The sequence below is a fragment of the Streptomyces sp. NPDC007164 genome, from assembly GCF_040634135.1.
GTDB classification, from domain to species: domain Bacteria; phylum Actinomycetota; class Actinomycetes; order Streptomycetales; family Streptomycetaceae; genus Streptomyces; species Streptomyces sanglieri.
Genome location: NZ_JBEYFB010000003.1, coordinates 20,305 through 41,881 on the forward strand (window position 1 = coordinate 20,305; position 21,577 = coordinate 41,881).

Here is a 21,577-nt window from a genome sequence, read left to right on the forward strand (position 1 = left end):
GGTGATGAGCCGATGCCGGACGGGGAAAAGCGGAAGCGGGACCAGCCGGACACGCCGGTCCGGCCGGACGCACAGGTCCAGCAGGACACGCCGGTCCAGCCGGACCCGGAGGAGACCTACGCGGCGCGCCGGAGGCGGCGCGCCCAGTTCCTGCGCGAACTCCACGAGGCGAAAGCCCTCCGCGACCGGGTGCAGCCCCGCCGCGCCAGGGCGGCCCGGATGCGCCAGGCCATGCGCATGCGCACCTTCCGCTGGTAGCCGACGGCTGTCCGGCATCCCCCGCATTCCCCGGTGACGGCGCCCGGCATCCCCCTGGTGGCGGCGTCCGGCAGAACTGATGGCCGACTCAACGGCCGAACTCCTCTCTCAAAGCCCTCGTTTCTGCCACGATTCCGATGGGCGGGACCCAGGGCAGCCGGACAACCGACTTCCCTCCCGCCGGACCGACACCCCTAAGACCAGTGGGAGAGTCACGGTGTACTTCGCCGCACTGCTCGCGCGCACCGAAGACGGGTGGGAAGCGAGCGACACGGAGCTCGACGATGTGGAGACCCTGTCCGACCTGACAGATCTGGCCCGTGAAGCCTCGGTGGACGAGGACACGGTGCTCGTCTTCATCGAACAGGAGGACGCCTGGTTCGGCGTCGTCCGGGTGGACGGTGAGGAAGATCCCCGGATCTTCGTCTCGGACGCCACCGCCGCCGCACGCTCCTCGTACGGGGAGATCCTGCTCACCGACGAACTGCTCGGCCGCGAACCCGGGGCCGAGGACACGATCGCCGCCCTCGAAGAGCTCGTCGGCCTCGACGGCACGGAGGACGGCGACCCGGACACCACCCCCGACAACAACAACACCACTACCACCGACGATGACGACGACGGCCTCGACGCCGACGCCGTACCGGCGGGCCCGCTCGGCGACACCCGGATCCTGGCCGACCTCGGCCTCCCCGAAGCCGAACTGCTGATGCTGCGCACGGACGCACTGGTGGAGATCGCGGACGCGCTCGGCGCGGCCGAGGTCCTGGAGACCGTCCGTTAGGGTCCGCGGGTGAGCGAACCACCGCACCCGCAAGAAGCACCGGAAACGTCAGAACCGCACGACCCCGTGAGAGACCCGTGGCGGGCGCACATGCGCCGTGCCCTGGCCGAGGCCGATCTGGCGGCGCGGGCCGGCGATGTGCCGGTCGGCGCCGTCGTCCTCGGCCCGGACGGCACCCTGCTCGCCACGGGCCACAACGAACGCGAGGCCACCGGCGACCCGACCGCGCACGCGGAGGTCCTGGCCATCCGCAGGGCCGCCGCGGCCCTCGGCCGGTGGCGGCTGTCCGGCTGCACCCTGGTGGTCACCCTGGAGCCCTGCACAATGTGCGCGGGCGCCCTGGTCCAGTCCCGCGTGGACCGGGTGGTCTACGGCGCCCGCGACGAGAAGGCGGGCGCGGCGGGCTCCCTCTGGGACCTCGTACGCGACCGCCGCCTCAACCACCGCCCCGAGGTCATCCACGGCGTCCTGGAGGAGGAGTGCGCAAGCCTCCTGACGTCCTTCTTCCGCACCCCCTTCCGCACCTCCTGAGAACCGATTTCTGTCCACGGCGGGGGATGGTCTAAGCTCTCTCTCGGTAGCGTGTCCGAGCGGCCGAAGGAGCTCGCCTCGAAAGCGAGTGTGGGGAAACTCACCGAGGGTTCAAATCCCTCCGCTACCGCCATCGACGCCCTCCCGGACTGCGGAAACGCAGACTGGGAGGGCGTTCGCGCATCACTGGGCCCGCCACGCCAGCGCCGACGTCGGCTCTTGATCCCCGCGCGGACTTAAGCACCACTGGTCGAGTCGAGCGTGCGGCGAAATGTCCGAATCTCAAGAAGTAAGCAAAAACAGGCTCCCCCTGCCATAAACCAGCAGGTCAGGAACTGTGGTCCCCGCGCATGCGGGGTTGGTCCCCCGTGATCGTCGGCCAGGCCACGCAGCGAGTCGTGGTCCCCGCGCATGCGGGGTTGGTCCCTGGGTGCGGGTCAGCCTGGCGCGCTCCTCCATGTGGTCCCCGCGCATGCGGGGTTGGTCCCTTCCGGCAGCAAATGGAAGACGCCGAACTGAAGTGGTCCCCGCGCATGCGGGGATAGTCCCGATCTCGGCGTAGTACGCGCCGTTTGCGGCCGGCGGTCCCCGCGCGTGCGGGGGTTGGCCAACACACTGCGAGAGCCAGTATTCGGGAGCACAGTTCCCGCGTGTGCGGGCTCACCCGCTCCCGGCGCCCGCAGGCACACACCGACTACCGTATGAGCCACAGGGCGTCCCTGAAGTCTTGACCACTTCAGGGACGCCCTACTTCCGGTGGCCCTAATCAGCCACTTCGGTGCCCTCGCGCCCGAGCGCGAAATCGACCGTACGAAGCACGCCACCAGCGGCTTCGCCTGCGATACGCACGAACTCCTGCAGACGCCTCAAGTACAGGCACGGCCCAGCCCGACCGCATGCGTCGCACAGCACCGTGTGGTCGAGAACAGCCCGGTGCAACACCGCGTCGTCGGCCACTCGACGTCGGTCGGGGCCTGTCACCATGTGATCACCACCCACACGATCTTCCCGAACGGTCGTTCTGCGACGCCCCATTGCGCGGCCAGGGCCTGAACCAGATGCAGCCCCCGACCCCGGGCACGCTCGTTCGAGACGGGCCGAGCGCGCGGCTGCCTTCGGCGAGTGTCATGCACCTCGACCCGACACCGCCCTGGTGACGCTTCGACAGTCACCTTCAACGAGTCGCCGGGCTCCTGCCCGTATCGCACCGCGTTGGTCACCAGCTCACTGGCGAGCAGTTCGAGCGTGTCGAGCGCGTCATCGGGGATGGACGGTTCCTGATGAACGGCCGCCTGTAGGACGTAGCGCCTGGCGGGACGCACCGATTCCGGCTCGGACAGGTAGATCGCCTGCGGGGGCACAGCGGGCGGACCGCAAGAGTGGATGGACGGTAAGGCACCTGAACGTGCAGTCGTCATGCGACTCCCTCATGTACAGAACATGCACAGCCGACATGGCAGCGTCGCGCATCCATGTCGACACCAACGGGATTCCGATTACAGAATGCACCACGTGCATCACACTTCGCAACATGCATACAACGAATATGCACATGTGCATGCACCAATGAGAATGACTGTAACTAGGGGTCTCCGACGTGACACGGCACGACGCATCGCGGCAAACTGAGCCGACCCCCGTACGAGAGGCGGAATTGGTGAGCGCACCGACGGTGAGACGGCGGCAACTCGGCCGCACGCTCCGGGCCATGCGCGAGCAACTCGGCCTGAAGCAGGAAGATGTGGCACTACGCACGGATGGGGCGGTCAACCGGGCGAAGCTCTCGCGTATCGAGACTGCCCTCACCGCAGCGACGGCCGCAGACGTGGGCCTGATCCTCGATGCACTCGGCTGCACGGAGGACGGCCTGCGAACGTCACTGCTCAAGCTGACTCGCGAAGGCGCACGGCGCGGATGGTGGCAGTCGTACCGATCGGTCCTGTCCTCGGCCTACGAAGACCTGATCAGCCTGGAGAGCGAGGCCGATCACCTGAGCGCCTGGCAGCCAACCGTCATTCCAGGGCTGCTCCAAACCGGAGAGTACGCACAGCAGATCATTGCGGCCACAGCCATGAGCACCGCAGCCGAAGACCGCGTCGACGCCCTGGTGGAAGTTCGGCTCGCTCGCCAGTCAGTACTCACCCGCGAAGACCCGCTGAACCTCTGGGCAATCATCGGCGAAGCCGCACTTCGCACGCGCTGCACCGACTCCCAGATCATGTACGACCAACTCAATCGTCTGGTCACCGTGTCCGGCAGACCGACGATCACCATCCAGGTGCTCCCGTCGAACGCGGCACCGCACGTGGGGCAGATGGGGGCCTTCTCCATCCTCGGATACGGTACGCACGCCGATCTGTCAGTCGTACACGTCGAGTCGCTGACCAGCGCGTTGTACGTCGAGGAACGCACCGACGTGGCCGTATATCAGGACGCGGTTCAGCAACTTCGCGCGGCGGCACTGTCCGTTGACGAGTCCAGGCAAATGATCAGAGAGATAAGGGACCAGCAATGAACACCAGCCCCACCGTTGCCAACGCTTCGGACCTGCACGTGATCTGGTGGAAGTCCAGCGCGTCCGGGGCCCAGTCCGACTGCGTGGAGTGCGGCATCGTCGACACCGCAAACGTCGCTGTCCGCGACAGCAAGGTTCCGAACGGCCCAGCTTTGATCTTCGGTCGCGACGCCCTCTCCGCCATGGTCGACGCGGTAGCCGGCGGCCTTGTCTGATCCGGGCGGTGGACACGCCAAAGCGCATCGAAATGTCCGAATCTCAAGAAGTAAGTAAAAACAGGCTCCGCCCCGCATGAACCAGCAGGTCAGCAACTGTGGTCCCCGCGCATGCGGAGTTGGTCCCCAGTCCATGACGGTCAGCGCGTCGGTGTCGTTGTGGTCCCCGCGCATGCGGGGTTGGTCTCCGGCTTGGGACCGCGGTGACGCTCGCGGACCAGTGGTCCCCGCGCATGCGGGGTTGGTCCCCTGCGGGCCCGCCGGCAGACCTACGCCGACGTGTGGTCCCCGCGCATGCGGGGGTGGTCCCTGCTCGGCGGTTGATGCCACGAACGCCACGGCGTGGTCCCCGCGCGTGCGGGGGTGGTCCCCCGCAGTGGGTGTACGACTGGCAGGACGCCTAGTGGTCCCCGCGCGTGCGGGGGTGGTCCCGCGTCGTGCATTTCCTCGGGTACGCCGAGGACGTGGTCCCCGCGCGTGCGGGGGTGGTCCCTCATGGTCGACCTCTTCAACGCCGGGGTCGGCGTCTTCAGCGGGACGTCGTGGTCCCCGCGCCTGCGGGGATGGCCCCCAGACCGAGCTTCTCCGGGACCTCATGAATCCATGGTCCCCGCGCCTGCGGGGCCGTCCTCGCAGTGAGGTCGAGGCCGGGTTTCGGGGGTGGGCGGGGCGTAGTGGTCCGGAGGTGGGGCGTACACGGCTGTGGCCCCGCGCGACGGGCGTCGTGCGGGGCCACAGTTCCCCCACGCTCAGGTCGGGGGAAGCGGCATCGGGGGGACAAGCCGCTTCCCCCGATGGGAACGGGGCCTCCGGTCCTCGCCGCAGCCAGGGGGGGTGGCCGGCGGCGGGGATCCCACAGTGGGGGCCCGTTCCGAGCCGCTCGGAATACCTGCCGTATCCGCTGGGCTCACCGTCCATCCTGCTCCCCCTCGGGGGCCGGGCGGGCGGGCAAAAGGCCTCGATCGTCGGGTCCTTGGTCCTTAAAGGCCATGTGAGTGGACGGAAACCTCCCGGGGAGGCGGCCATCCGTGCGGATAGACTCGCCGCACTGCACAAAGGATCGAAACAGGGGACCGAAGGGGAGGCGGGGGCTGATGGTGCAAGCGAAGAAGATAGTTCTCTACGTGATATTCGTCTTCGTGGCGTACACGATCATCGCCTCTCCGGAACGGGCGGCCGAGCTCGTCCAGGTAGGGTTCGAGGGCGTTTCGAGTGCCGCACAGAGCGTCGGCGACTTCATGTCCGAGCTCGTGAAGTAGGAGTACACCGTGATCCGCCATCTGGTCCTGTTCAAGCTGAACGAAGGCGTCGAGCGGGACGACCCGCGGGTCGTCGCCGGGGCCGAGGCCTTCCGGGAGCTGGAGGGGCAGATCCCCGAGCTCGCGTTCTGGGAGTGCGCCTGGAACATCACCGACCGGCCGATCGCGTACGACTTCGCCATCAACTCCGCGGTCGCCGACCAGGACGCCCTGAAGCGGTACATCGAGCACCCCGCGCACCAGGCCGCCGCCGGACAGTGGCGCGAGTTCGCCACCTGGGTGATCGCCGACTATCCGTTCTGATCCGGTTCGGCACGGAATCTGGTTCGGTACGGATCCGGTTCGGTCCGCCACCTGGCCCCTCACCAATGCGGTGAGGGGCTTTTTTGGTGTTTAAACCAAGTTGAACCCAACACGACGCTATACGGTGCTTGCACACAGTGGACATGTCTTGTGATGCTATGACCGCTTTTGATGGATGAGTTGACCGAAGTTGACTGCAAAGGGGTGGCCTCATCGTGCCGGCCAGTACAGCGCCTCAAGTGCCTCCCCAGTCCGTCCAGACCGAGGCGCCCGACAGTACGACGACGCCCGCCAGGACCCGGGGCGCGGACACCAGGGCGCTCACCCAGGTGCTCTTCGGCCAGCTCAAGAACCTGGAGCCGGGGACCCCCGAGCACGGCCGGGTGCGGGCGGCCCTCATCGAGGCGAACCTTCCGCTGGTGCGGTACGCCGCGGCGCGGTTCCGCAGCCGCAACGAGCCGATGGAGGACGTCGTCCAGGTCGGCACGATCGGGCTGATCAACGCCATCGACCGGTTCGACCCCGAACGCGGCGTCCAGTTCCCGACCTTCGCGATGCCGACCGTCGTCGGCGAGATCAAGCGCTACTTCCGGGACAACGTACGGACCGTCCACGTCCCCCGGCGCCTGCACGAGCTGTGGGTCCAGGTCACCGGTGCCACCGAGGACCTGACGACCGCTCACGGCCGCTCGCCCACCACTGCGGAGATCGCCGAACGGCTGAGGATCTCCGAGGACGAGGTGCTCGCCTGCATCGAGGCCGGGCGCTCCTATCACGCGACCTCACTGGAGGCCGCCCAGGAGGGCGACGGGCTGCCCGGACTGCTGGACCGGCTCGGTTACGAGGACCCGGCGCTCGCCGGGGTCGAGCACCGCGACCTCGTCCGGCATCTGCTCGTACAACTGCCCGAGCGCGAACAGCGCATCCTTCTGCTGCGCTACTACAGCAATCTGACGCAGTCCCAGATCAGTGCCGAACTGGGTGTCTCCCAGATGCATGTGTCAAGACTGTTGGCCCGCAGCTTCGCCCGACTGCGATCCGCAAACAGGATCGAGGCCTAACCGGATCGGGTAGAGCAGCAGAAGTCCCGTTTCCGGCGGCCCAAATGACCCACACCCCCTGTTAACTGCGCAGACGTCACAAAGACTTGTCGACATGTCACTACAGCGTGTTGCCGACATGTGACATTCTGCGGGAACCGCGTTTGCCGTGGCCTCGCCTCCGGTATTCAGGTGGAGGCTGCGTTCCTCCGATGGTCGCGGCTCAACGCGACCGTCCGCGACCTCAAGGGGGTGGCATGTCCGCAGAACAGGGCAGCTCGAAGGTGCTCACGCTCACGAAGAGCGAACCCGCACCCGTTGTGCTCACCAGCTCGTCGGAAGCCATCGACACCCGCACTCTGTCCCGCTCCCTGTTCCTGCGGCTCGCCGCGCTGGGGCCGGCACCCGGCCCCGGTGGGACGGACAGCCCGGAGCGTGCCTACGTACGGGACACGCTCATCGAGCTCAACCTCCCACTGGTGCGATACGCCGCGGCGCGGTTCCGCAGCCGCAACGAGCCGATGGAGGACATCGTCCAGGTCGGCACAATCGGCCTGATCAAGGCGATCGACCGGTTCGACTGCGAGCGGGGCGTCGAGTTCCCGACCTTCGCGATGCCGACCGTCGTCGGGGAGATCAAGCGCTTCTTCCGCGACACCTCGTGGTCGGTGCGCGTCCCGCGCCGGCTCCAGGAGCTGCGGCTCGCGCTGACCAAGACCAGCGACGAGCTCGCGCAGAAGCTCGACCGCTCGCCGACCGTGCCAGAGCTGGCCAAGGCGCTCGGGGTCTCCGAGGAGGACGTGGTCGACGGTCTCGCCGTCGGCAACGCGTACACCGCCTCTTCGCTGGACTCGCCCTCGCCCGAGGACGACGGCGGCGAGGGCTCCCTCGTGGACCGGCTCGGCTACGAGGACTCGGCCCTGGAAGGCGTCGAGTACCGCGAATCGCTCAAGCCGCTGCTGGCCAAGCTCCCGCCGCGCGAGCGCCAGATCATCATGCTGCGGTTCTTCGCCAACATGACCCAGTCCCAGATCGGCGAGGAGGTCGGCATCTCGCAGATGCACGTCTCGCGCCTGCTGACCCGTACGCTCGCCCAGCTCAGGGAAGGACTCATCGCCGACTGACCGCCGTGGACTCCTGTACCGGAGCACAAGGGTTCCGATTTGACGGACCGTCAGCCACACTGGCGCGATGCGACGTCAGATGCTCGGCTCGAACGGCCGCCGGGGCAGCGTGATCGCCGCCTCGGCGGCCGCGCTGTGTCTGGGTGGCGTGCTGGCCGCCTGCGGCGGAGGTGCGACGGACGAGGGCTATGTGGCGCTCGGCGCGGCGGGAACGGATTCCGGGAGAACGTCGGCCGGGGCGGTGGCGCCGTCGGGGAAGGTGACGCTGGTCCCGCTGGACCGGGGCGGCAAGGGCGACGGCAGCGGTGGCGGGAGCGGCGACGGCGGTGGCGGTGATGGCCGCTCCGGCGATCGTGGAGCCTCACCGGGGGCCTCGGCGCGCGCCGACGGGCCTCACGGGGACGGGGACGCCACGACCGGTGGAGCGTCCCGGTCGCCCGGACCGGGACGACCGTCCGGATCGCCGGGAGCGCACGGTACCGGCGGCAGTGGGAACGGGAGCGGGGGCGGTGCGGGGGGCGCCGGAGGGGGGTCCTCCGAACCCTCGGCGCCTTCGACGCCCTCCGCGCCCGGATCCGGCGCACCCGCCGGGCCCGCCGTCCTGGCGGTGGGCGAACCGGTGCGGGCCGTGGCCGACAAGCGCTGGTGCGAGAAGGTGACCGTGAAGTTCCGGAACACCGGAGGGTCACCGGCGCGGTCGGGGACCGTCACCTTCGCCACGCACATCATCGGTGCGCTCGGGGTCGACTGGGCGACCGTCGAGTCGACCGGGCCGCTGCCCGCGCCGATCGACGCGGGAGCGGCGCGGACGGAGACGTACACCGTCTGTGTGGACGCCTGGCGGGTGCCCCTGGGCATGCATGTCGAGACCCGGGACGTCACCGCCGTATTGAAGTAGTGACGGATGGATGCGTGCGGTGCCGGACAGGCCCCGGACAGGTTCGAAAGGCCCTAGCGGAGGGCGAGCCAGGCGACCGCGCCGAGGGCGACGATCACCACGACGACGGCGGCGATCACCCCGACACGCGGTCCGGACGAGGTGGCGGCCGGCTGCTGCCGACGCTGCGGCTCGCCCTCGTCGACGAAGGCGCGGAACATCTGGGTGCTGCCGGCCGGGTCGTGGTTGCCCTCGGGGCCCTGCGGGGCGTGGGGGTTGTGTGCCATGTGCCAGGACCCTAGCGAACTCGGCGTTGCGGCCCAACCCCCGGGTCCGCGAAGGGCCGAGGCCGGAGGCGCGGGAACGGCGAGGAAGCGGTCGGCGGGCTGCGGTGGGGCGGGGCCGGCGGGCTGCCGTGGAGCGGATTCCGGCACGCGTTCGGCACGTGTTCGGCACGCGTTCGGCACGTGCTCAGGTGCGTGTTCGGCACGTGCTCAGGTGCGTGTTCGGCACGCACTCAGGTGCGTGCACGGGGGCGTGCACGGGGGCCTGTACAGGTGCGTACGCAGGGTACTTGCGGGGTGCGGGGCGGAGGCCGGTCGGCAACTCGGTCCGTACACACGGGACTTGGCCTGCCGACTGCCTCCCGGGCGGGGTCGGGGGGCGCTCCGGGCACTCGGTGTGCCCGCTTCCTCACGCTGCCGGAGCCGCCCGGGGCGGCACCCGGGGAGGCGCCCCGTCCGCCCCGACTGTGGCGCGAGACACATCCCGCATCATCCGCCCGCCACACGCTGGACCTTTGACCGGAGCCGTACGCGGCCTTTTGCTTTCCTTTACTTCTGCAAGCCCCCTTTCGTTTGCCTGCAGCAACCAACGGCTTCTATGGTTGCCCTAAGCAACAAGATGAACCGGTGAGATGTCTGGGGGTCCCATGGCCGCACGGAGTCAGTACGAAGAACTGGCCCGGCAGCTGAGTGCCGTAGGGGCCGTCAAGAGAGGTCTCGCCCGCATCCTGCCCGCCGAATGTCCGGGCGGCTCCGCCGCCGTGCTGGCTCTTCTCAGGCAGCACGGCGAGATGCGGATCAGCCGACTGGCCGAGCTGCTGGACGTCGATATGTCGGTGACCAGCCGTCATGTCGCCCATGTGGCCGAGCGGGGCTGGATCGAGCGGTCCCCTGATCCGGCGGACAAGCGGTCCCGCATCCTGCGGCTGACCCCCGACGGACACGACGTGCTCCGCGATCTGAACCGGCGGACCACCGAGATGTTCGCCCACAACCTCTCCGACTGGTCGGACGACGAGGTCGGACAACTCAACACGCTGTTGGCCCGGCTGCGCGACAGTTTCGCCTGTCGCGGGCCCAGCGGGTGCGGCCCCGGAAAGCACAGCGGCGACTGCCGCTCCCGGCAGGCCGACAGCGACAACGACTCGCACACCCGTACACCCGTGTAACAGAAGCAAAGACAAGGACTTAAATGGCTACGACCACACCAACCGGTGTGCGGGGCGGCCACGCCAAGCACGGGGGATCCCCGGATCCCTCGTCCGGCGCGCCGATGACACACCGGCAGATCATGGAGGCGCTCGCCGGGCTCATGCTCGGCATGTTCGTCGCCATCCTGTCGTCGACCGTCGTCTCGAACGCACTGCCCGAGATCATCTCCGACCTCGGCGGCGGCCAGAGCGCCTACACCTGGGTCGTCACGGCCTCGCTGCTGGCGATGACCGCCACCACCCCCCTGTGGGGCAAGCTCTCCGACCTGTTCAGCAAGAAGCTGCTGGTCCAGATAGCCCTGGTCATCTACGTCGCCGGCTCGGTCGTCGCCGGTATGTCGACCAGCAGCGGCATGCTGATCGCCTGCCGTGTCGTCCAGGGCATCGGCGTCGGCGGTCTCTCCGCCCTGGCGCAGATCGTCATGGCGGCGATGATCGCCCCGCGTGAGCGCGGTCGCTACAGCGGATACATCGGTGCGGTGTTCGCCGTCGCCACCGTCGGTGGTCCGCTGCTCGGCGGTGTCATCACCGACACCAGCTGGATGGGCTGGCGCTGGTGCTTCTACGTCGGTGTGCCGTTCGCCGTCATCGCGCTGGTCGTGCTCCAGAAGACGCTGAAGCTCCCGGTCGTGAAGCGTCAGGTCAAGGTCGACTGGTGGGGCGCGTTCTTCATCAGCGCCGCCGTTTCTCTGCTGCTGCTCTGGGTGACCTTCGCCGGTGACAAGTACGACTGGCTCTCCTGGCAGACCGCCGCGATGCTCCTCGGCTCCGTGGCGCTCACCGGGCTCTTCGTCGTCATCGAGTCCAAGGCCAGCGAGCCGATCATCCCGCTGCGCCTCTTCCGCAACCGCACCATCACGCTGGCCTCGCTGGCCTCGCTGTTCGTCGGTGTCGCGATGTTCGCGGGCACCGTCTTCTTCAGCCAGTACTTCCAGCTGGCACGCGGCAAGTCGCCGACGATGTCGGGCGTCATGACGATCCCGATGATCGCGGGTCTGTTCATCTCCTCGACGGTCTCCGGCCAGGTCATCACCAAGACCGGCCGCTGGAAGGCCTGGCTGGTCAGCGGTGGCTTCCTGGTCACCGCCGGTCTCGGACTGCTGGGCACCATCCGGTACGACACGGAGTACTGGCACATCGCGGTCTACATGGCCGTCATGGGTCTCGGCATCGGCATGATGATGCAGAACCTGGTGCTCGCCACGCAGAACCAGGTCGCTCCCTCCGACCTCGGCTCGGCCAGCTCCGTCGTCACCTTCTTCCGTTCCCTCGGTGGTGCGATCGGCGTCTCGGCGCTGGGCGCCGTCATGGCGAACCGCGTCACCCACTACGTCAAGGACGGTCTCGCGGACCTCGGCCCCAAGGGCGCTGCCATGGGCCACGGCGGTACCGGCGGCGGGGGCATCCCCGACCTGGACAAGCTGCCCGAGCCGTTCCGTACGGTCGTGGAGAGCGCCTACGGGCACGGTGTCGGCGATGTCTTCCTGTACGCCGCTCCGGCCGCGCTGATCGCCTTCGTGGTCACGATCTTCATCAAGGAGGTCGCCCTGAAGACCAGCGCTTCGAGCGAGGCCCCGACCACGGCCTCCGAGGCCCCGGCCGTCGAAGCCGCCGAGGCTCCGGCCGCCATCGCGGACGCGCCGGTCGTCGCGGCAGCGGCCACGGCCACGCCGACGGCCACCTCGGCCGACACCCTGGAGGCCCCGGCCGCCGGCCTGCACGGCACGTCCGTGCACGGTGTGGTGCGCGGCGCCGAGGGCGCGCCCGTCGCACGGGCCGCCGTCACGCTGATCTCGCTGGCCGGCCGGCAGCTGGGGCGCTCCGTCGCCCAGGCCGACGGCAGCTATGGTCTGGACGCGCCGGGCTCCGGCTCCTACGTCCTGATCGCGTCCGCCGACGGCTTCCAGCCGCAGGCGTCCACGGTGGTCGTCGGTGCCGAGCCGCTCGCGTACGACATCCTGCTCTCCGGTACGAGCGGACTGGCCGGTATCGTGCGGGCCGCGGAGACCTCCTCCCCGGTGGAGGGCGCCATGGTCATCGTGACCGATGTGCGCGGCGACGTGCTGGCCACCGGCAAGTCCGGCGAGACCGGCGAGTTCACCTTCGGTGAGCTGGTCCCCGGTTCGGTGACCGTCGCGGTGAACGCGGCCGGCTTCCGTCCGCTGGCGCTGCCGGTGGAGATCGGCGGCCAGGGCGTCACCCGGGTCGAGGCCGCGCTGCAGTCCGGTGCGCTGGTGCAGGGTGTCGTGCGGGCCGGTTCCGCGCGGCGGCCGCTGCCGGACGCCCGGGTCACACTGGTCGACGCGGCGGGCAATGTGGTCGCCACCTCGACGACCGGGGAGGACGGGGCGTACGCCTTCACCGACCTGGACTCGGGCGAGTACTCGGTCATCGCGACCGGCTACCCCCCGGTGGCGAGCGCGCTGACCGTCTCCGGCCGCGGGGCCGACGGCCACGACATCGAGCTCGCCCACCCCGGCGAGTAATCCGAGCAACCCGAGTAATCACAGACCCCTGGCGGGTCGGCGTTTCGAGCGGAGACGCTGTACCGGCCGGTGGAAATGGGCCCCGGTGGCGGGGACGGCAGGCAGGGGACGGCCTGCCGTCCCCGCCCCGGGGCCCGACTCATTGAGTCGTTGAGCAAGGAGAGAGAACGGGATGGGACTTCGCGCACAGGTACGGACGCGGGACGGCTGGGCGGTCCAGCACGCGGTCGTGACGGTCACCGACATGACCGGCGCGCAGGTGCTGCGGGCCACTGCCGACGAGGACGGGACGGTACGGACCGACGGTCCTCTGCAGGCCGGCGCGTACACCGTGATCGTCACGGCGGTCGGGTACGCCCCCGCCGCCTCCACCGCCCTCGTCACGGCGAGCGGGCGGGTCGAGGCCGGCACGGTGGTGCTGGCCCGCCAGGGCGGCGTGGAGCTGCCGCCGCCGGGCGCCTGGTCCCTGGACCCGGCGCACTCCTCGGTGGCCGCGGTCGCACAGCACCTGGGGATCTCCAGCGTGCACGGCCGGTTCACCGAGTTCAGCGGCCGGATCGAGATCTCTGAGGAGGTCCACCGGTCCCGGGTCGACGCCGTCATCAGCGCGGCGAGCATCGACACCGGCAACGGCATGCGCGACAAGCACCTGCGGTCGCCCGACTTCCTCGACTCGGACCGCTTCCCCGAGATCACGTACCGCTCCATCGGGATCACCCCCGCCGGCCCCGACCGCTGGACCGTCCACGGCCGGCTGTCGATGCACGGGGTGGAACGCCCGGTCGACCTGAACCTGAGCTACCTCGGCACGGGCCCGGACCCGTGGGGCGGGGTGCGTGCGGCCTTCAGCGCCACGGCGGAGCTGCGCCGCGAGGACTTCGCCATGAACTACAACCAGGTGGTGCAGGCGGGCATCTCGGCGATCGGCACGACACTGCGGGTGGAGCTCGACATCCAGGCCGTGCAGGGCGAGTCCCTGCCGTCGTAGTCACGGTGCGGGGTGCGCCCCTGCCGTCCTGTCACCGTGCGGGGTGCGTCCCTGCCGTCCTGGTCACCGTGCGGGGTGCGCCCCTGCCTCGTAGTCTGCGGGCATGGCACCCAATATCGCGACGAACACGGCTGTGGAACTCGACGAGTTGCTGGCCTTCGTACGGCCGAGGCACCGGGCGATCCTGCTGACCACCCGGTCCGACGGCCGCCCGCAGGGCTCCCCGCTGACCTGTGGGGTCGACGACGCGGGACGGATCGTCGTCTCGACCTACCCCGAGCGGGCCAAGACCCGCAACGCGAAGCGGGACGCGCGGGTCAGTGTGATCGTGCTGTCGGACGAGTGGAACGGGCCGTGGGTCCAGGTGGACGGTTCGGCCGAGGTGATCGACTCGCCGGAGTCGGTCGAACCGCTCGTCGAGTACTTCCGGAACATCTCGGGTGAGCACCCGGACTGGGACGAGTACCGGGCGGCGATGGTGAAGCAGGGGAAGTCGATCATCCGGATCACTCCGGAGCGGTGGAGTCCGATCGCCACCGGCGGCTTCCCGGCCCATCTGGCGTCCGACGGCTGAACGGGGCGCTGAAGCGGGGCGCTGAGGGGACGGAGTGCGCCCCTCAGCAGTCCCCAGCAGTCCCCAGCCATCCCCAGCAGCACCTCAACAGTCCCGCATCGCCCCTCGCCGGTCCCGCATCGCCTCGATGCCCGCGATCAGCAGGTCCAGGGCGAAGGCGAAGTCCCGGTCGCGCATCTCCTCGACCGTGTCGCCGCCGCGGGCGTCCATCACCTCCTGCGAGGACTCCATGATGTCGCTGAGATGCGGCTGGTCGCGGATCGTGGCCATCGCCTGCTGGTAGTACTGCTCCTGGCTGATTCCCGCAGCCGCGCTGCGCTGCGCGAAGTGGCCCTCGACCGTGCCGAACCCGTACACGAACTGGAAGACCGCGGAGAGCGCGCCGGTCTGGTGTTGCAGCGGCAGACCGGTCGCCCGGATCACGTCCTGGACGGCGTACGACATCAGCATCGCGTGCGGGCCGATGTTGAGGAAGTGCCCGGCGAGCGTCGACACCCAGACATGCCGGACCAGCAGCTCCCGGTACGCGACGGCCATCCCGCGCAGCCGGTCGTGCCAGTGCGCGTCCTGCGGCGGCGGCGTGAACTCCCGGTAGACCGAGTCCAGGGCCAGTTCCAGCAGGTCGTCCTTGGTGTCCACGTACCAGTACAGCGACATCGCGGTGACGTCGAGCTCGGCGGCGAGCCTGCGCATGGAGAACTTGGCGAGGCCCTCGGCGTCCAGCAGCCGGACCGAGGTCGCGGTGATCCTGTCCCGGTCCAGGCCCGCCGCCTGGTCCGGTTTGCGGGTGCGCGACGGTGTCCGCTGATCCAGCCACACGCTGGTCCTGGCGGGGTTCTTCACGCGGTCGGCCGCAGACACCATGGCGCACTCTCCTCGTCTTGCCGGCGGGGCGGGCCGGCCGCGTACGCGTGATCCGCGCACGGGGCGGATCCGTTACGGTCCGGCGCGCCCCTCCCCGATGCTATGCCGCCGCCGCGGTGCCGGTGGAGTCCGCCCGGGCGGCTTCCGTCCGCTCCGCGCGGCGCAGCAGCACGGCCGCGAGCAGGCCGCCGACCAGCACCGCGACCGCTCCGAAGAGCTGGCTGGTCTCCAGGCCCGAGGCGAAGGCGTCCGTGATCCGGGCCCGCTCACCGGCGTCGCCCGCCGAGGCGAGCGCGGCGGGCAGCGACGCCGCCCCGACCGCCGCCGGCACCAGGGCCGCGAACCGCGAGTTGAGCACCGCGCCGAGGACGGCGACCCCCAGGCCGTTGCCGAACTCGGCGAGCGTGCCGTTGACCCCGGCACCCACCCCGGCCTTCTCCGGCGGAATGGCGCTCATGATCGCGTTGGCCATGGCGGGCATGGCGAGCGCGATGCCCGCGCCCATCACGACCAGGCCGAGCAGCATGCCGCCGTAGCCGTCGCCGCCGAGCAGCGCGATCGCGGCCAGGCCCGCGGCCAGCAGGCTCATCCCGGACGCGATGGTGAGCGGCGTACCCAGCTTGGGCACCAGCCTGGCGCCCAGGCCGGTGAGGTTGAGCGCGACGACGCTCAGCGCCAGCGGGGCCGTGCGCAGACCGGCCTCCAACGGCTCGTAGCCGAGCACGAACTGGAGCTGCTGGGTGAGCAGGAAGAGCGAGCCGCCCATCCCGAAGGCGACCAGGATCGCGCCCGCGACCGCCCCGACGAACTTCTGGTTCCGGAAGAAGTGCATGTCCAGCATCGGGTACGGGATGTGCAGCTCCCACAGCACGAAGCCGGTGAGGACGGCGACCCCGACGAAGGCGGTCAGCAGCACCTGGCCCGACATCCAGCCGTGCCCCGGGCCGGAGATGATCGCGTACACGACGGACGCCATGCCGATGGTGGAGAGCAGGGCGCCGAGCAGGTCGGGGCGCTCGCCGCCGGCGCTCCTGGACTCCGGGACGAGCCGGGCCACGGCGACCAGGCCGATGACCGCGACCGGGATGTTGATCAGGAAGATCGCGCCCCACCAGAAGTGGTCGAGCATCACTCCGCCGATCAGCGGTCCGACGGCGAACCCGAGCGAGCTGACGGTCGACCAGATGCCGATCGCCTTGACGCGCTCGGAATCGTCGAAGATCTGGACGACGACGGCGAGTGTCGTGGTCATCAGCAGCGCACCGCCGATGCCCATGCCCGCGCGGGCGGCGATCAGCTGTGCGGACGTCTGGGCCAGCCCGGCCACCAGCGAGCCGATGCCGAACAGGGCGAGCCCTGCGATCAGCATCTTCTTGCGGCCGTAGCGGTCGGCGGAGCTGCCGGCCGTGAGCAGCAGGCCCGACTGGACCAGCGAATAGGCGTTGATCATCCACTGCACATCGGCGGTGGAGGCGTCCAGCTCCTGGGTGAGGGAGGGGATCGCGACGTTGAGGACGGTGTTGTCGAGCAGCACGGTGAGCTGGGCGAGACAGATGACGCCGAGGATCAGCCAGCGTTGTGGATGGCTCGGCGACGAGAGGTGGTTCTGCTCGGCGGCGGTCGCCGTCATACGGACTCCTGATCCCTTATGCGGTGTACGAGTAGCAGGCGTCGTACACCGTATAGCTGTCCCTGTACGGCGTACAACACATTAAGGCGCGGTACCGTGCTCGCCGCTGATCCGACAAGGGCTGGAGTGGTATGTCACTGCGTCGTCGTACGGTGGAAGTGCTCGTCGCGGCAGGGCTGTCGGTGACCGCCCTCGCGCCGCCCGCAGCGGCGGCAGGGCAGGGGCACTCGGTGCCGCTGCGCGTGGCCACGTACAACATCCATGCGGGCGCCGGCACGGACAACGTCTTCGATCTCGACCGGCAGGCCGCCGAGCTGCGCTCGCTGGACGCCGATGTGATCGGGCTCCAGGAGGTCGACGTCCACTGGGGCGACCGCAGCCAGTGGCGCGACCTGGCCGGTGAGCTGGCCGAACGGCTGGGAATGCAGGTGTCGTTCGCCCCGATCTACCGCCTCGACCCGGTGACGCCTGGCACGCCGAAGCGGGAGTTCGGCGTCGCGGTGCTGTCCCGGTATCCGATCGTGAGCGCCGAGAACCACGACATCACCCGGCTCTCCACCCAGGACCCGAACCCGGTGCCGGCGCCCGCGCCCGGCTTCGGTGAGGTGGTGGTGCGGGTGAAGGGACTGCCCGTGCACGTGTACGCGACGCACCTCGACTACCGCGGCGACCCGTCCGTCCGGATCGCCCAGGTCGCCGACACCCGCCGGATCATGGCCGAGGACCAGGAGTCGGAGCGGCGGCCGGTGCGTCAGGTCCTGCTCGGCGACTTCAACGCGGCGCCGGCCGCACCCGAACTCGCCCCGCTGTGGCAGGAGCTCGACGACGTGGAGCCCGGCGGTCCCACGTACCCGGCGCAGGACCCGGTGCAGCGGATCGACTACGTGGCGGTGTCGAAGGACACCGTGCGGGTACGCGACGCGGCGGTGGCCGAGACGCTCGCCTCGGACCACCGCCCTGTTGTCGCGGACCTGTTGCTGCGGCGCTGAGCCCCGGGCCCTCAGCCGCTCTTCTTCGGCTGGGTCAGGTCGTAGAAGGTGGCGCTGCCGGCCGTGACCTCCTTGAAGTTCTCCTCCACCCAGGAAGAGATCTGCGAGGAGGTGCCGTTGCCGCCGCCCATGCCGCCGCCCCCGCCCATGCCGCCGGAGATGAAGTAGTGGATCCGGCCGTCCTCGACGTACTGCTTGAACTGGGCGAGCGTCGGGGACGGGTCGCTCCCGTTGAAGCCGCCGATCGCCATCACCGGGTCGCCGGTGGCGAGTTGGTAGCTGGCGGCGTTCTGCGAGCCGATGGCCGCGGCGGCCCAGGTGTAGTCCCCGGCGTTCTTCTCCAGGAGCTTCTTGGCCTCGGTGCCGACGGACGCGCCATTGAGCAGTCCGCCCATGCCGCCGCCTCCGCCTCCGCCGCCTCCTCCGAAGCCCTCGCCCATGCCCATGCCCATGCCGGGCATGGCGCCGGGCTGCTGCCCGTTCTGCGAGGTGCCGGGCCGACCGTTCGCCTGGCCTTGGCCCTGGCCTTGACCCTGGCCGGGCGGGGTACCGGTCGGGGGCCGGCCCATGCCTCCGCCCTGCTGATTGCCCTGCTGATTGCCCTGTTGGCCGCCTTGCGGGATGCCTTGCTGGTTGCCCTGCCCCGGGAATCGCATCCCGCCGCCCGGACCACCGCGGCCACCGCCCCCCGGACCGCCCATGCCACCACCGGACGGCCCGGCCGTGACGATCGAGCCCTGGTGCCCGGTGTTCAGCGTGCTCACGGCGTACGCGGTCGGCCCGGCCAGCGACGCGGCGAAGCCCAGCCCCACGGCGACGAGCGCCACCCGGCGCCCCGTCCGGGACATGAGCAGCAGTCCCAGCCCGCCGGCGGTCCCGGCGACGAGCACGGCCGTGCGCAGCCACGGCAGGTAGTCGGTGGTCCGGGCCAGCAGCACGTACGACCAGTACGCCGTCACGGCGACCGTGCCGCCGAGCACGGCACCCGCCCACCAGCGGGACCGCTCCTCCCAGAGGACCGTGGCGCCCATGCCGATCAGCGCCGCGAGGTACGGGGCGAGGGCGACCGTGTAGTACTGGTGGAAGATGCCGGCCATGAAACTGAAGACGACCGCCGTCATCAGCAGCGAGCCGCCCCAGGCGAGGAACGCCGCACGGGCCGTGTCGGTCCGCTTCGCCCGCCAGGTCAGCCAGACGCCCGCGACCAGCAGGATCAGCGCGGCGGGCAGCAGCCAGGAGATCTGGCCGCCGATCTCGGAGTTGAACATCCGGCCGATGCCGGTCTCGCCCCACTGGCCGCCGGACCCGCCGCCCGGACCTCCCCCGCCGCCGACGCTGCCGGTCTCGTCGCCGTTGATCCGGCCCAGGCCGTTGTAGCCGAAGGTCAGTTCAAGGAAGGAGTTGTTCTGCGAGCCGCCGATGTACGGGCGGGACGAGGCGGGCCACAGTTCGACGATCGCGACCCACCAGCCGCCCGCGACGACCATCACGAGGGCCGAGAGCCCGAGCTGGCCGAGCCGTCGGCGTACCGGAACCGGCGCGCACAGCGCGTACAGCACGGCCAGCGGCGGCAGGATCAGGAAGGCCTGGAGGGTCTTCGCCAGGAACGCGAACCCGACCGCGACGCCCGCCCACACCAGCCACTTGGTGCGGCCGCGCTCCAGCGCGCGCAGCACGCAGTAGACCGTGACGGTCATCAGCAGCGCCAGCAGCGCGTCCGGGTTGTTGAAGCGGAACATCAGCGCGGCCACCGGAGTGAGCGCGAACACCACCATCGCGATCAGCCCGGCGACGGCGTTGAAGCGGCGGCGTACGCCCGCGTACAGCACCCCGGCCGTGGCCACCCCCATCAGCACCTGCGGGAGCAGGATCGCCCAGGAGTTGAGGCCGAGGACACGCACCGACAGGGCCATCGGCCAGAGGGAAGCCGGGGGCTTGTCGACGGTGATGGCGTTGGCCGCGTCCAGCGAACCGAAGAAGAAGGCCTTCCAGCTCCGGCTGCCCGCCTGCGCGGCGGCGGAGTAGAAGGAGTTGGCGTAGCCGGAGGCGCCGAGGTTCCACAGGTACGCGCCCGCGATGACCAGCAGCAGCACGAGGAACGCCGGCCGTGCCCAGCGCGGGTCCTCCGGCCTGCCGCGCCGGACGCGGTGCGCCGGGGAACTGTCCGGGCGTCCATGGGCCGGTGCGGTGGCCGGCGCAGGTGCCGGCGGGCCCGGCGGGGCCGGAAGGTGGTCGGGATGCAGCGTGGTCATCGGGCGTTCCCCAGTTCGTGGTGAGTGTCATCGGCGTGCCCGGCCGAAGGGGCCGCCGCGGCCGGGCCGTCCTCGTACGCCTCGCGGCTCCGGTCCGCCCGGTCCGGGAAGACCCAGGCGCGGAAGAGCAGGAACCGCAGCACGGTCGCCGCGAGGTTGGCCGCGATCAGTACGGCGAGCTCCGTGCCGTGCGACGGGGATCCGGACGCCGCCCCCAGCGCGCCCAGTGAGCCGCTGGTCAGCGCGAGGCCGATGGCGAAGACGACCAGGCCCTGCGCCTGATGGCGGACGGCTCCGCCCCGGCCCCGTACGCCGAAGGTGAGCCTCCGGTTGGCCGCCGTGTTGGCGACGGCCGACACCAGCAGCGCACCGCCGTTGGCGAGCTGCGGGCCGACGCCCAGCCGGAACAGTGAGTACAGGGCGAGGTAGACGAGCGTGGAGAGGGCGCCGACGACGCAGAACCCGACGAGCTGACGGGCCAGTCCGCCCGGCACCCCGCTCAGCGCGCGGTCGCGCGGATCGTCCCCGAAGGGCCGGGCCAGCCGGTCCAGCGGCAGTGCGCCGACCGCCAGCGCCCGCCCCACCCGCCACACGCCCTTCAGGTCCTCGGTCGCCGTCCGCACGATGTGGACGGTGGAGTCGGGGTCGTCGACCCAGTCGACCGGCACCTCGTGGATGCGCAGCCCGGCACGCTCGGCGAGCACCAGCAGCTCGGTGTCGAAGAACCACCCCGAGTCCTCCACCATCGGCAGCAGCCGCTCCGCGACATCGCGCCGGATGGCCTTGAACCCGCACTGCGCGTCGCTGAACCGGGCGGCCAGCGACGAGCGGAGAACGAGGTTGTAGGCGCGCGAGATGAACTCCCGCTTCGACCCCCGCACCACCCGCGAACCACGGCTCAGCCGGGAGCCGATGGCCAGGTCGGAGTGGCCCGAGATCAGCGGGGCGACCAGCGGCAGCAGCGCGTTGAGGCCGGTGGACAGATCGACGTCCATGTAGGCCAGGACCGGCGCGTCCGAATGCGACCAGACGGTGCGCAGCGCCCGTCCCCGGCCCTTCTCCTCCAGCCGGTACGACCGCACCCGGGGCAGCGCCGCCGCGAGCCGGGCCGCCACCTCCGGCGTCCGGTCGGTGCTGGCGTTGTCCGCGACGGTGATCCGGAAGCTGTACGGGAAGGTGCGCGCCAGATGGTCGTGCAGACGCAGCACGCACGGTTCGAGGTCCTTCTCCTCGTTGTAGACGGGTACCACCACATCGAGTACGGGTGCACCCGCCGCGTCGACCGCTGCGGCGAGGAGGTGGTCCCGGGCCGGCAGGGTGCCCCAAGGAGTGTCGGTTCGCATGCGACCGACACTCGCCAGCCCCGCTGTCACGCCGGTGTGCTGAGCCTGTC

Annotated in this window: 21 protein-coding genes, 1 tRNA gene and 1 CRISPR repeat array; of the genes, 16 read left to right on the top strand and 6 right to left on the bottom strand. The window is 70.1% G+C overall.

Going from position 1 to position 21,577, the window contains the following annotated elements:
• Positions 1 to 12 precede the first annotated feature (12 nt).
• From ABZ622_RS06705 to ABZ622_RS06720, 4 genes are all read left to right on the top strand, one after another.
• Positions 13 to 258, top strand: a complete 246-nt coding sequence (locus ABZ622_RS06705; RefSeq protein ID WP_360541076.1) for a hypothetical protein — start codon at positions 13 to 15, stop codon at positions 256 to 258.
• Between the two features lie 217 nt (positions 259 to 475).
• Complete coding sequence (locus ABZ622_RS06710; RefSeq protein WP_360541078.1) at positions 476 to 1,042, top strand: hypothetical protein; 567 nt, start codon at positions 476 to 478, stop codon at positions 1,040 to 1,042.
• 90 nt (positions 1,043 to 1,132) lie between these two features.
• Complete coding sequence (gene tadA / locus ABZ622_RS06715) at positions 1,133 to 1,573, top strand: tRNA adenosine(34) deaminase TadA (RefSeq protein WP_360541080.1); 441 nt, start codon at positions 1,133 to 1,135, stop codon at positions 1,571 to 1,573.
• A gap of 45 nt (positions 1,574 to 1,618) precedes the next feature.
• A tRNA-Ser gene (locus ABZ622_RS06720) sits at positions 1,619 to 1,706 on the top strand.
• Positions 1,707 to 1,909: 203 nt separating this feature from the next.
• Positions 1,910 to 2,233: direct repeats of the CRISPR family, unit length 21 nt; unit sequence GTGGTCCCCGCGCATGCGGGG.
• 317 nt (positions 2,234 to 2,550) lie between these two features.
• Here ABZ622_RS06720 and ABZ622_RS06725 read toward each other — a convergent pair.
• On the bottom strand, positions 2,551 to 2,991 hold the full coding sequence (locus ABZ622_RS06725; RefSeq protein WP_360541082.1) for an ATP-binding protein: 441 nt from the start codon (positions 2,989 to 2,991) through the stop codon (positions 2,551 to 2,553).
• Positions 2,992 to 3,245: 254 nt separating this feature from the next.
• Here ABZ622_RS06725 and ABZ622_RS06730 point away from each other — a divergent pair, with 254 nt between their 5' ends.
• From ABZ622_RS06730 to ABZ622_RS06760, 7 genes are all read left to right on the top strand, one after another.
• Positions 3,246 to 4,088 carry a helix-turn-helix transcriptional regulator gene (locus tag ABZ622_RS06730; RefSeq protein WP_360541636.1) on the top strand — a complete coding sequence of 281 codons (843 nt, stop codon included), beginning with the start codon at positions 3,246 to 3,248 and terminating at the stop codon, positions 4,086 to 4,088.
• Entirely contained in the window at positions 4,085 to 4,303 is a 219-nt protein-coding gene (locus tag ABZ622_RS06735; protein ID WP_360541084.1) for a DUF397 domain-containing protein, read from the top strand. Before ABZ622_RS06730 ends, ABZ622_RS06735 begins: the two co-directional genes overlap by 4 nt.
• Before the next feature lie 1,094 nt (positions 4,304 to 5,397).
• A complete protein-coding gene (locus tag ABZ622_RS06740) occupies positions 5,398 to 5,562 on the top strand; it encodes a hypothetical protein (RefSeq protein ID WP_360541086.1) in 165 nt (54 codons plus the stop codon).
• A gap of 9 nt (positions 5,563 to 5,571) precedes the next feature.
• The gene (locus ABZ622_RS06745; RefSeq protein WP_360541088.1) at positions 5,572 to 5,865 is read left to right on the top strand and encodes a Dabb family protein; all 294 of its coding nucleotides are present in this window, start codon (positions 5,572 to 5,574) and stop codon (positions 5,863 to 5,865) included.
• 215 nt (positions 5,866 to 6,080) lie between these two features.
• Positions 6,081 to 6,926: an RNA polymerase sigma factor SigF gene (locus ABZ622_RS06750; RefSeq protein WP_266914311.1), complete on the top strand. Its 846-nt coding sequence runs from the start codon at positions 6,081 to 6,083 to the stop codon at positions 6,924 to 6,926.
• Positions 6,927 to 7,162: 236 nt separating this feature from the next.
• On the top strand, positions 7,163 to 8,029 hold the full coding sequence (locus tag ABZ622_RS06755; protein WP_266689722.1) for an RNA polymerase sigma factor SigF: 867 nt from the start codon (positions 7,163 to 7,165) through the stop codon (positions 8,027 to 8,029).
• Between the two features lie 67 nt (positions 8,030 to 8,096).
• Positions 8,097 to 8,927 carry a hypothetical protein gene (locus ABZ622_RS06760; RefSeq protein WP_360541090.1) on the top strand — a complete coding sequence of 277 codons (831 nt, stop codon included), beginning with the start codon at positions 8,097 to 8,099 and terminating at the stop codon, positions 8,925 to 8,927.
• A gap of 53 nt (positions 8,928 to 8,980) precedes the next feature.
• Here ABZ622_RS06760 and ABZ622_RS06765 read toward each other — a convergent pair whose 3' ends face one another.
• The gene (locus tag ABZ622_RS06765) at positions 8,981 to 9,193 is read right to left on the bottom strand and encodes a hypothetical protein (protein WP_342285256.1); all 213 of its coding nucleotides are present in this window, start codon (positions 9,191 to 9,193) and stop codon (positions 8,981 to 8,983) included.
• Positions 9,194 to 9,837: 644 nt separating this feature from the next.
• Here ABZ622_RS06765 and ABZ622_RS06770 point away from each other — a divergent pair.
• From ABZ622_RS06770 to ABZ622_RS06785, 4 genes are all read left to right on the top strand, one after another.
• A complete protein-coding gene (locus ABZ622_RS06770) occupies positions 9,838 to 10,359 on the top strand; it encodes a MarR family transcriptional regulator (RefSeq protein WP_360541093.1) in 522 nt (173 codons plus the stop codon).
• 23 nt (positions 10,360 to 10,382) lie between these two features.
• Positions 10,383 to 12,887 (top strand): MFS transporter, encoded by a 2,505-nt coding sequence (locus tag ABZ622_RS06775; protein ID WP_360541095.1) that lies wholly within the window; start codon positions 10,383 to 10,385, stop codon positions 12,885 to 12,887.
• Positions 12,888 to 13,059: 172 nt separating this feature from the next.
• Positions 13,060 to 13,875 (top strand): YceI family protein, encoded by an 816-nt coding sequence (locus tag ABZ622_RS06780; protein ID WP_360541097.1) that lies wholly within the window; start codon positions 13,060 to 13,062, stop codon positions 13,873 to 13,875.
• A gap of 103 nt (positions 13,876 to 13,978) precedes the next feature.
• Complete coding sequence (locus tag ABZ622_RS06785; protein ID WP_266914324.1) at positions 13,979 to 14,449, top strand: PPOX class F420-dependent oxidoreductase; 471 nt, start codon at positions 13,979 to 13,981, stop codon at positions 14,447 to 14,449.
• 84 nt (positions 14,450 to 14,533) lie between these two features.
• Here ABZ622_RS06785 and ABZ622_RS06790 read toward each other — a convergent pair whose 3' ends face one another.
• Entirely contained in the window at positions 14,534 to 15,313 is a 780-nt protein-coding gene (locus ABZ622_RS06790) for a TetR/AcrR family transcriptional regulator (protein WP_360541099.1), read from the bottom strand.
• Between the two features lie 100 nt (positions 15,314 to 15,413).
• Positions 15,414 to 16,943, bottom strand: coding sequence for an MFS transporter (locus tag ABZ622_RS06795; RefSeq protein ID WP_360541101.1), 1,530 nt, complete (start codon positions 16,941 to 16,943; stop codon positions 15,414 to 15,416).
• 131 nt (positions 16,944 to 17,074) lie between these two features.
• On the opposite strand from ABZ622_RS06795, the gene ABZ622_RS06800 reads away from it, so the two are divergent.
• Positions 17,075 to 17,932, top strand: a complete 858-nt coding sequence (locus ABZ622_RS06800; RefSeq protein ID WP_360541103.1) for an endonuclease/exonuclease/phosphatase family protein — start codon at positions 17,075 to 17,077, stop codon at positions 17,930 to 17,932.
• A gap of 11 nt (positions 17,933 to 17,943) precedes the next feature.
• Here ABZ622_RS06800 and ABZ622_RS06805 read toward each other — a convergent pair whose 3' ends face one another.
• Together ABZ622_RS06805 and ABZ622_RS06810 are read right to left on the bottom strand one after the other, a co-directional pair.
• The gene (locus tag ABZ622_RS06805; RefSeq protein ID WP_360541105.1) at positions 17,944 to 20,184 is read right to left on the bottom strand and encodes a glycosyltransferase family 39 protein; all 2,241 of its coding nucleotides are present in this window, start codon (positions 20,182 to 20,184) and stop codon (positions 17,944 to 17,946) included.
• Entirely contained in the window at positions 20,181 to 21,527 is a 1,347-nt protein-coding gene (locus tag ABZ622_RS06810) for a bifunctional glycosyltransferase family 2/GtrA family protein (RefSeq protein WP_360541107.1), read from the bottom strand. The genes ABZ622_RS06805 and ABZ622_RS06810 overlap by 4 nt, the downstream gene beginning before the upstream one ends.
• Positions 21,528 to 21,577: the final 50 nt, after the last annotated feature.

Bases quoted from the DNA above. Each gene is read 5' to 3' on its own strand.
- ABZ622_RS06705 (WP_360541076.1), top strand. From the start codon at position 13: ATGCCGGACGGGGAAAAGCGGAAGCGGGACCAGCCGGACACGCCGGTC.
- tadA (WP_360541080.1), top strand. From the start codon at position 1,133: ATGCGCCGTGCCCTGGCCGAGGCCGATCTGGCGGCGCGGGCCGGCGAT.
- ABZ622_RS06725 (WP_360541082.1), bottom strand. From the start codon at position 2,991: ATGACGACTGCACGTTCAGGTGCCTTACCGTCCATCCACTCTTGCGGT.
- ABZ622_RS06735 (WP_360541084.1), top strand. From the start codon at position 4,085: ATGAACACCAGCCCCACCGTTGCCAACGCTTCGGACCTGCACGTGATC.
- ABZ622_RS06740 (WP_360541086.1), top strand. From the start codon at position 5,398: ATGGTGCAAGCGAAGAAGATAGTTCTCTACGTGATATTCGTCTTCGTG.
- ABZ622_RS06755 (WP_266689722.1), top strand. From the start codon at position 7,163: ATGTCCGCAGAACAGGGCAGCTCGAAGGTGCTCACGCTCACGAAGAGC.
- ABZ622_RS06760 (WP_360541090.1), top strand. From the start codon at position 8,097: ATGCGACGTCAGATGCTCGGCTCGAACGGCCGCCGGGGCAGCGTGATC.
- ABZ622_RS06765 (WP_342285256.1), bottom strand. From the start codon at position 9,193: ATGGCACACAACCCCCACGCCCCGCAGGGCCCCGAGGGCAACCACGAC.
- ABZ622_RS06770 (WP_360541093.1), top strand. From the start codon at position 9,838: ATGGCCGCACGGAGTCAGTACGAAGAACTGGCCCGGCAGCTGAGTGCC.
- ABZ622_RS06775 (WP_360541095.1), top strand. From the start codon at position 10,383: ATGGCTACGACCACACCAACCGGTGTGCGGGGCGGCCACGCCAAGCAC.
- ABZ622_RS06780 (WP_360541097.1), top strand. From the start codon at position 13,060: ATGGGACTTCGCGCACAGGTACGGACGCGGGACGGCTGGGCGGTCCAG.
- ABZ622_RS06785 (WP_266914324.1), top strand. From the start codon at position 13,979: ATGGCACCCAATATCGCGACGAACACGGCTGTGGAACTCGACGAGTTG.
- ABZ622_RS06790 (WP_360541099.1), bottom strand. From the start codon at position 15,313: ATGGTGTCTGCGGCCGACCGCGTGAAGAACCCCGCCAGGACCAGCGTG.
- ABZ622_RS06795 (WP_360541101.1), bottom strand. From the start codon at position 16,943: ATGACGGCGACCGCCGCCGAGCAGAACCACCTCTCGTCGCCGAGCCAT.
- ABZ622_RS06800 (WP_360541103.1), top strand. From the start codon at position 17,075: ATGTCACTGCGTCGTCGTACGGTGGAAGTGCTCGTCGCGGCAGGGCTG.
- ABZ622_RS06805 (WP_360541105.1), bottom strand. From the start codon at position 20,184: ATGACCACGCTGCATCCCGACCACCTTCCGGCCCCGCCGGGCCCGCCG.
- ABZ622_RS06810 (WP_360541107.1), bottom strand. From the start codon at position 21,527: ATGCGAACCGACACTCCTTGGGGCACCCTGCCGGCCCGGGACCACCTC.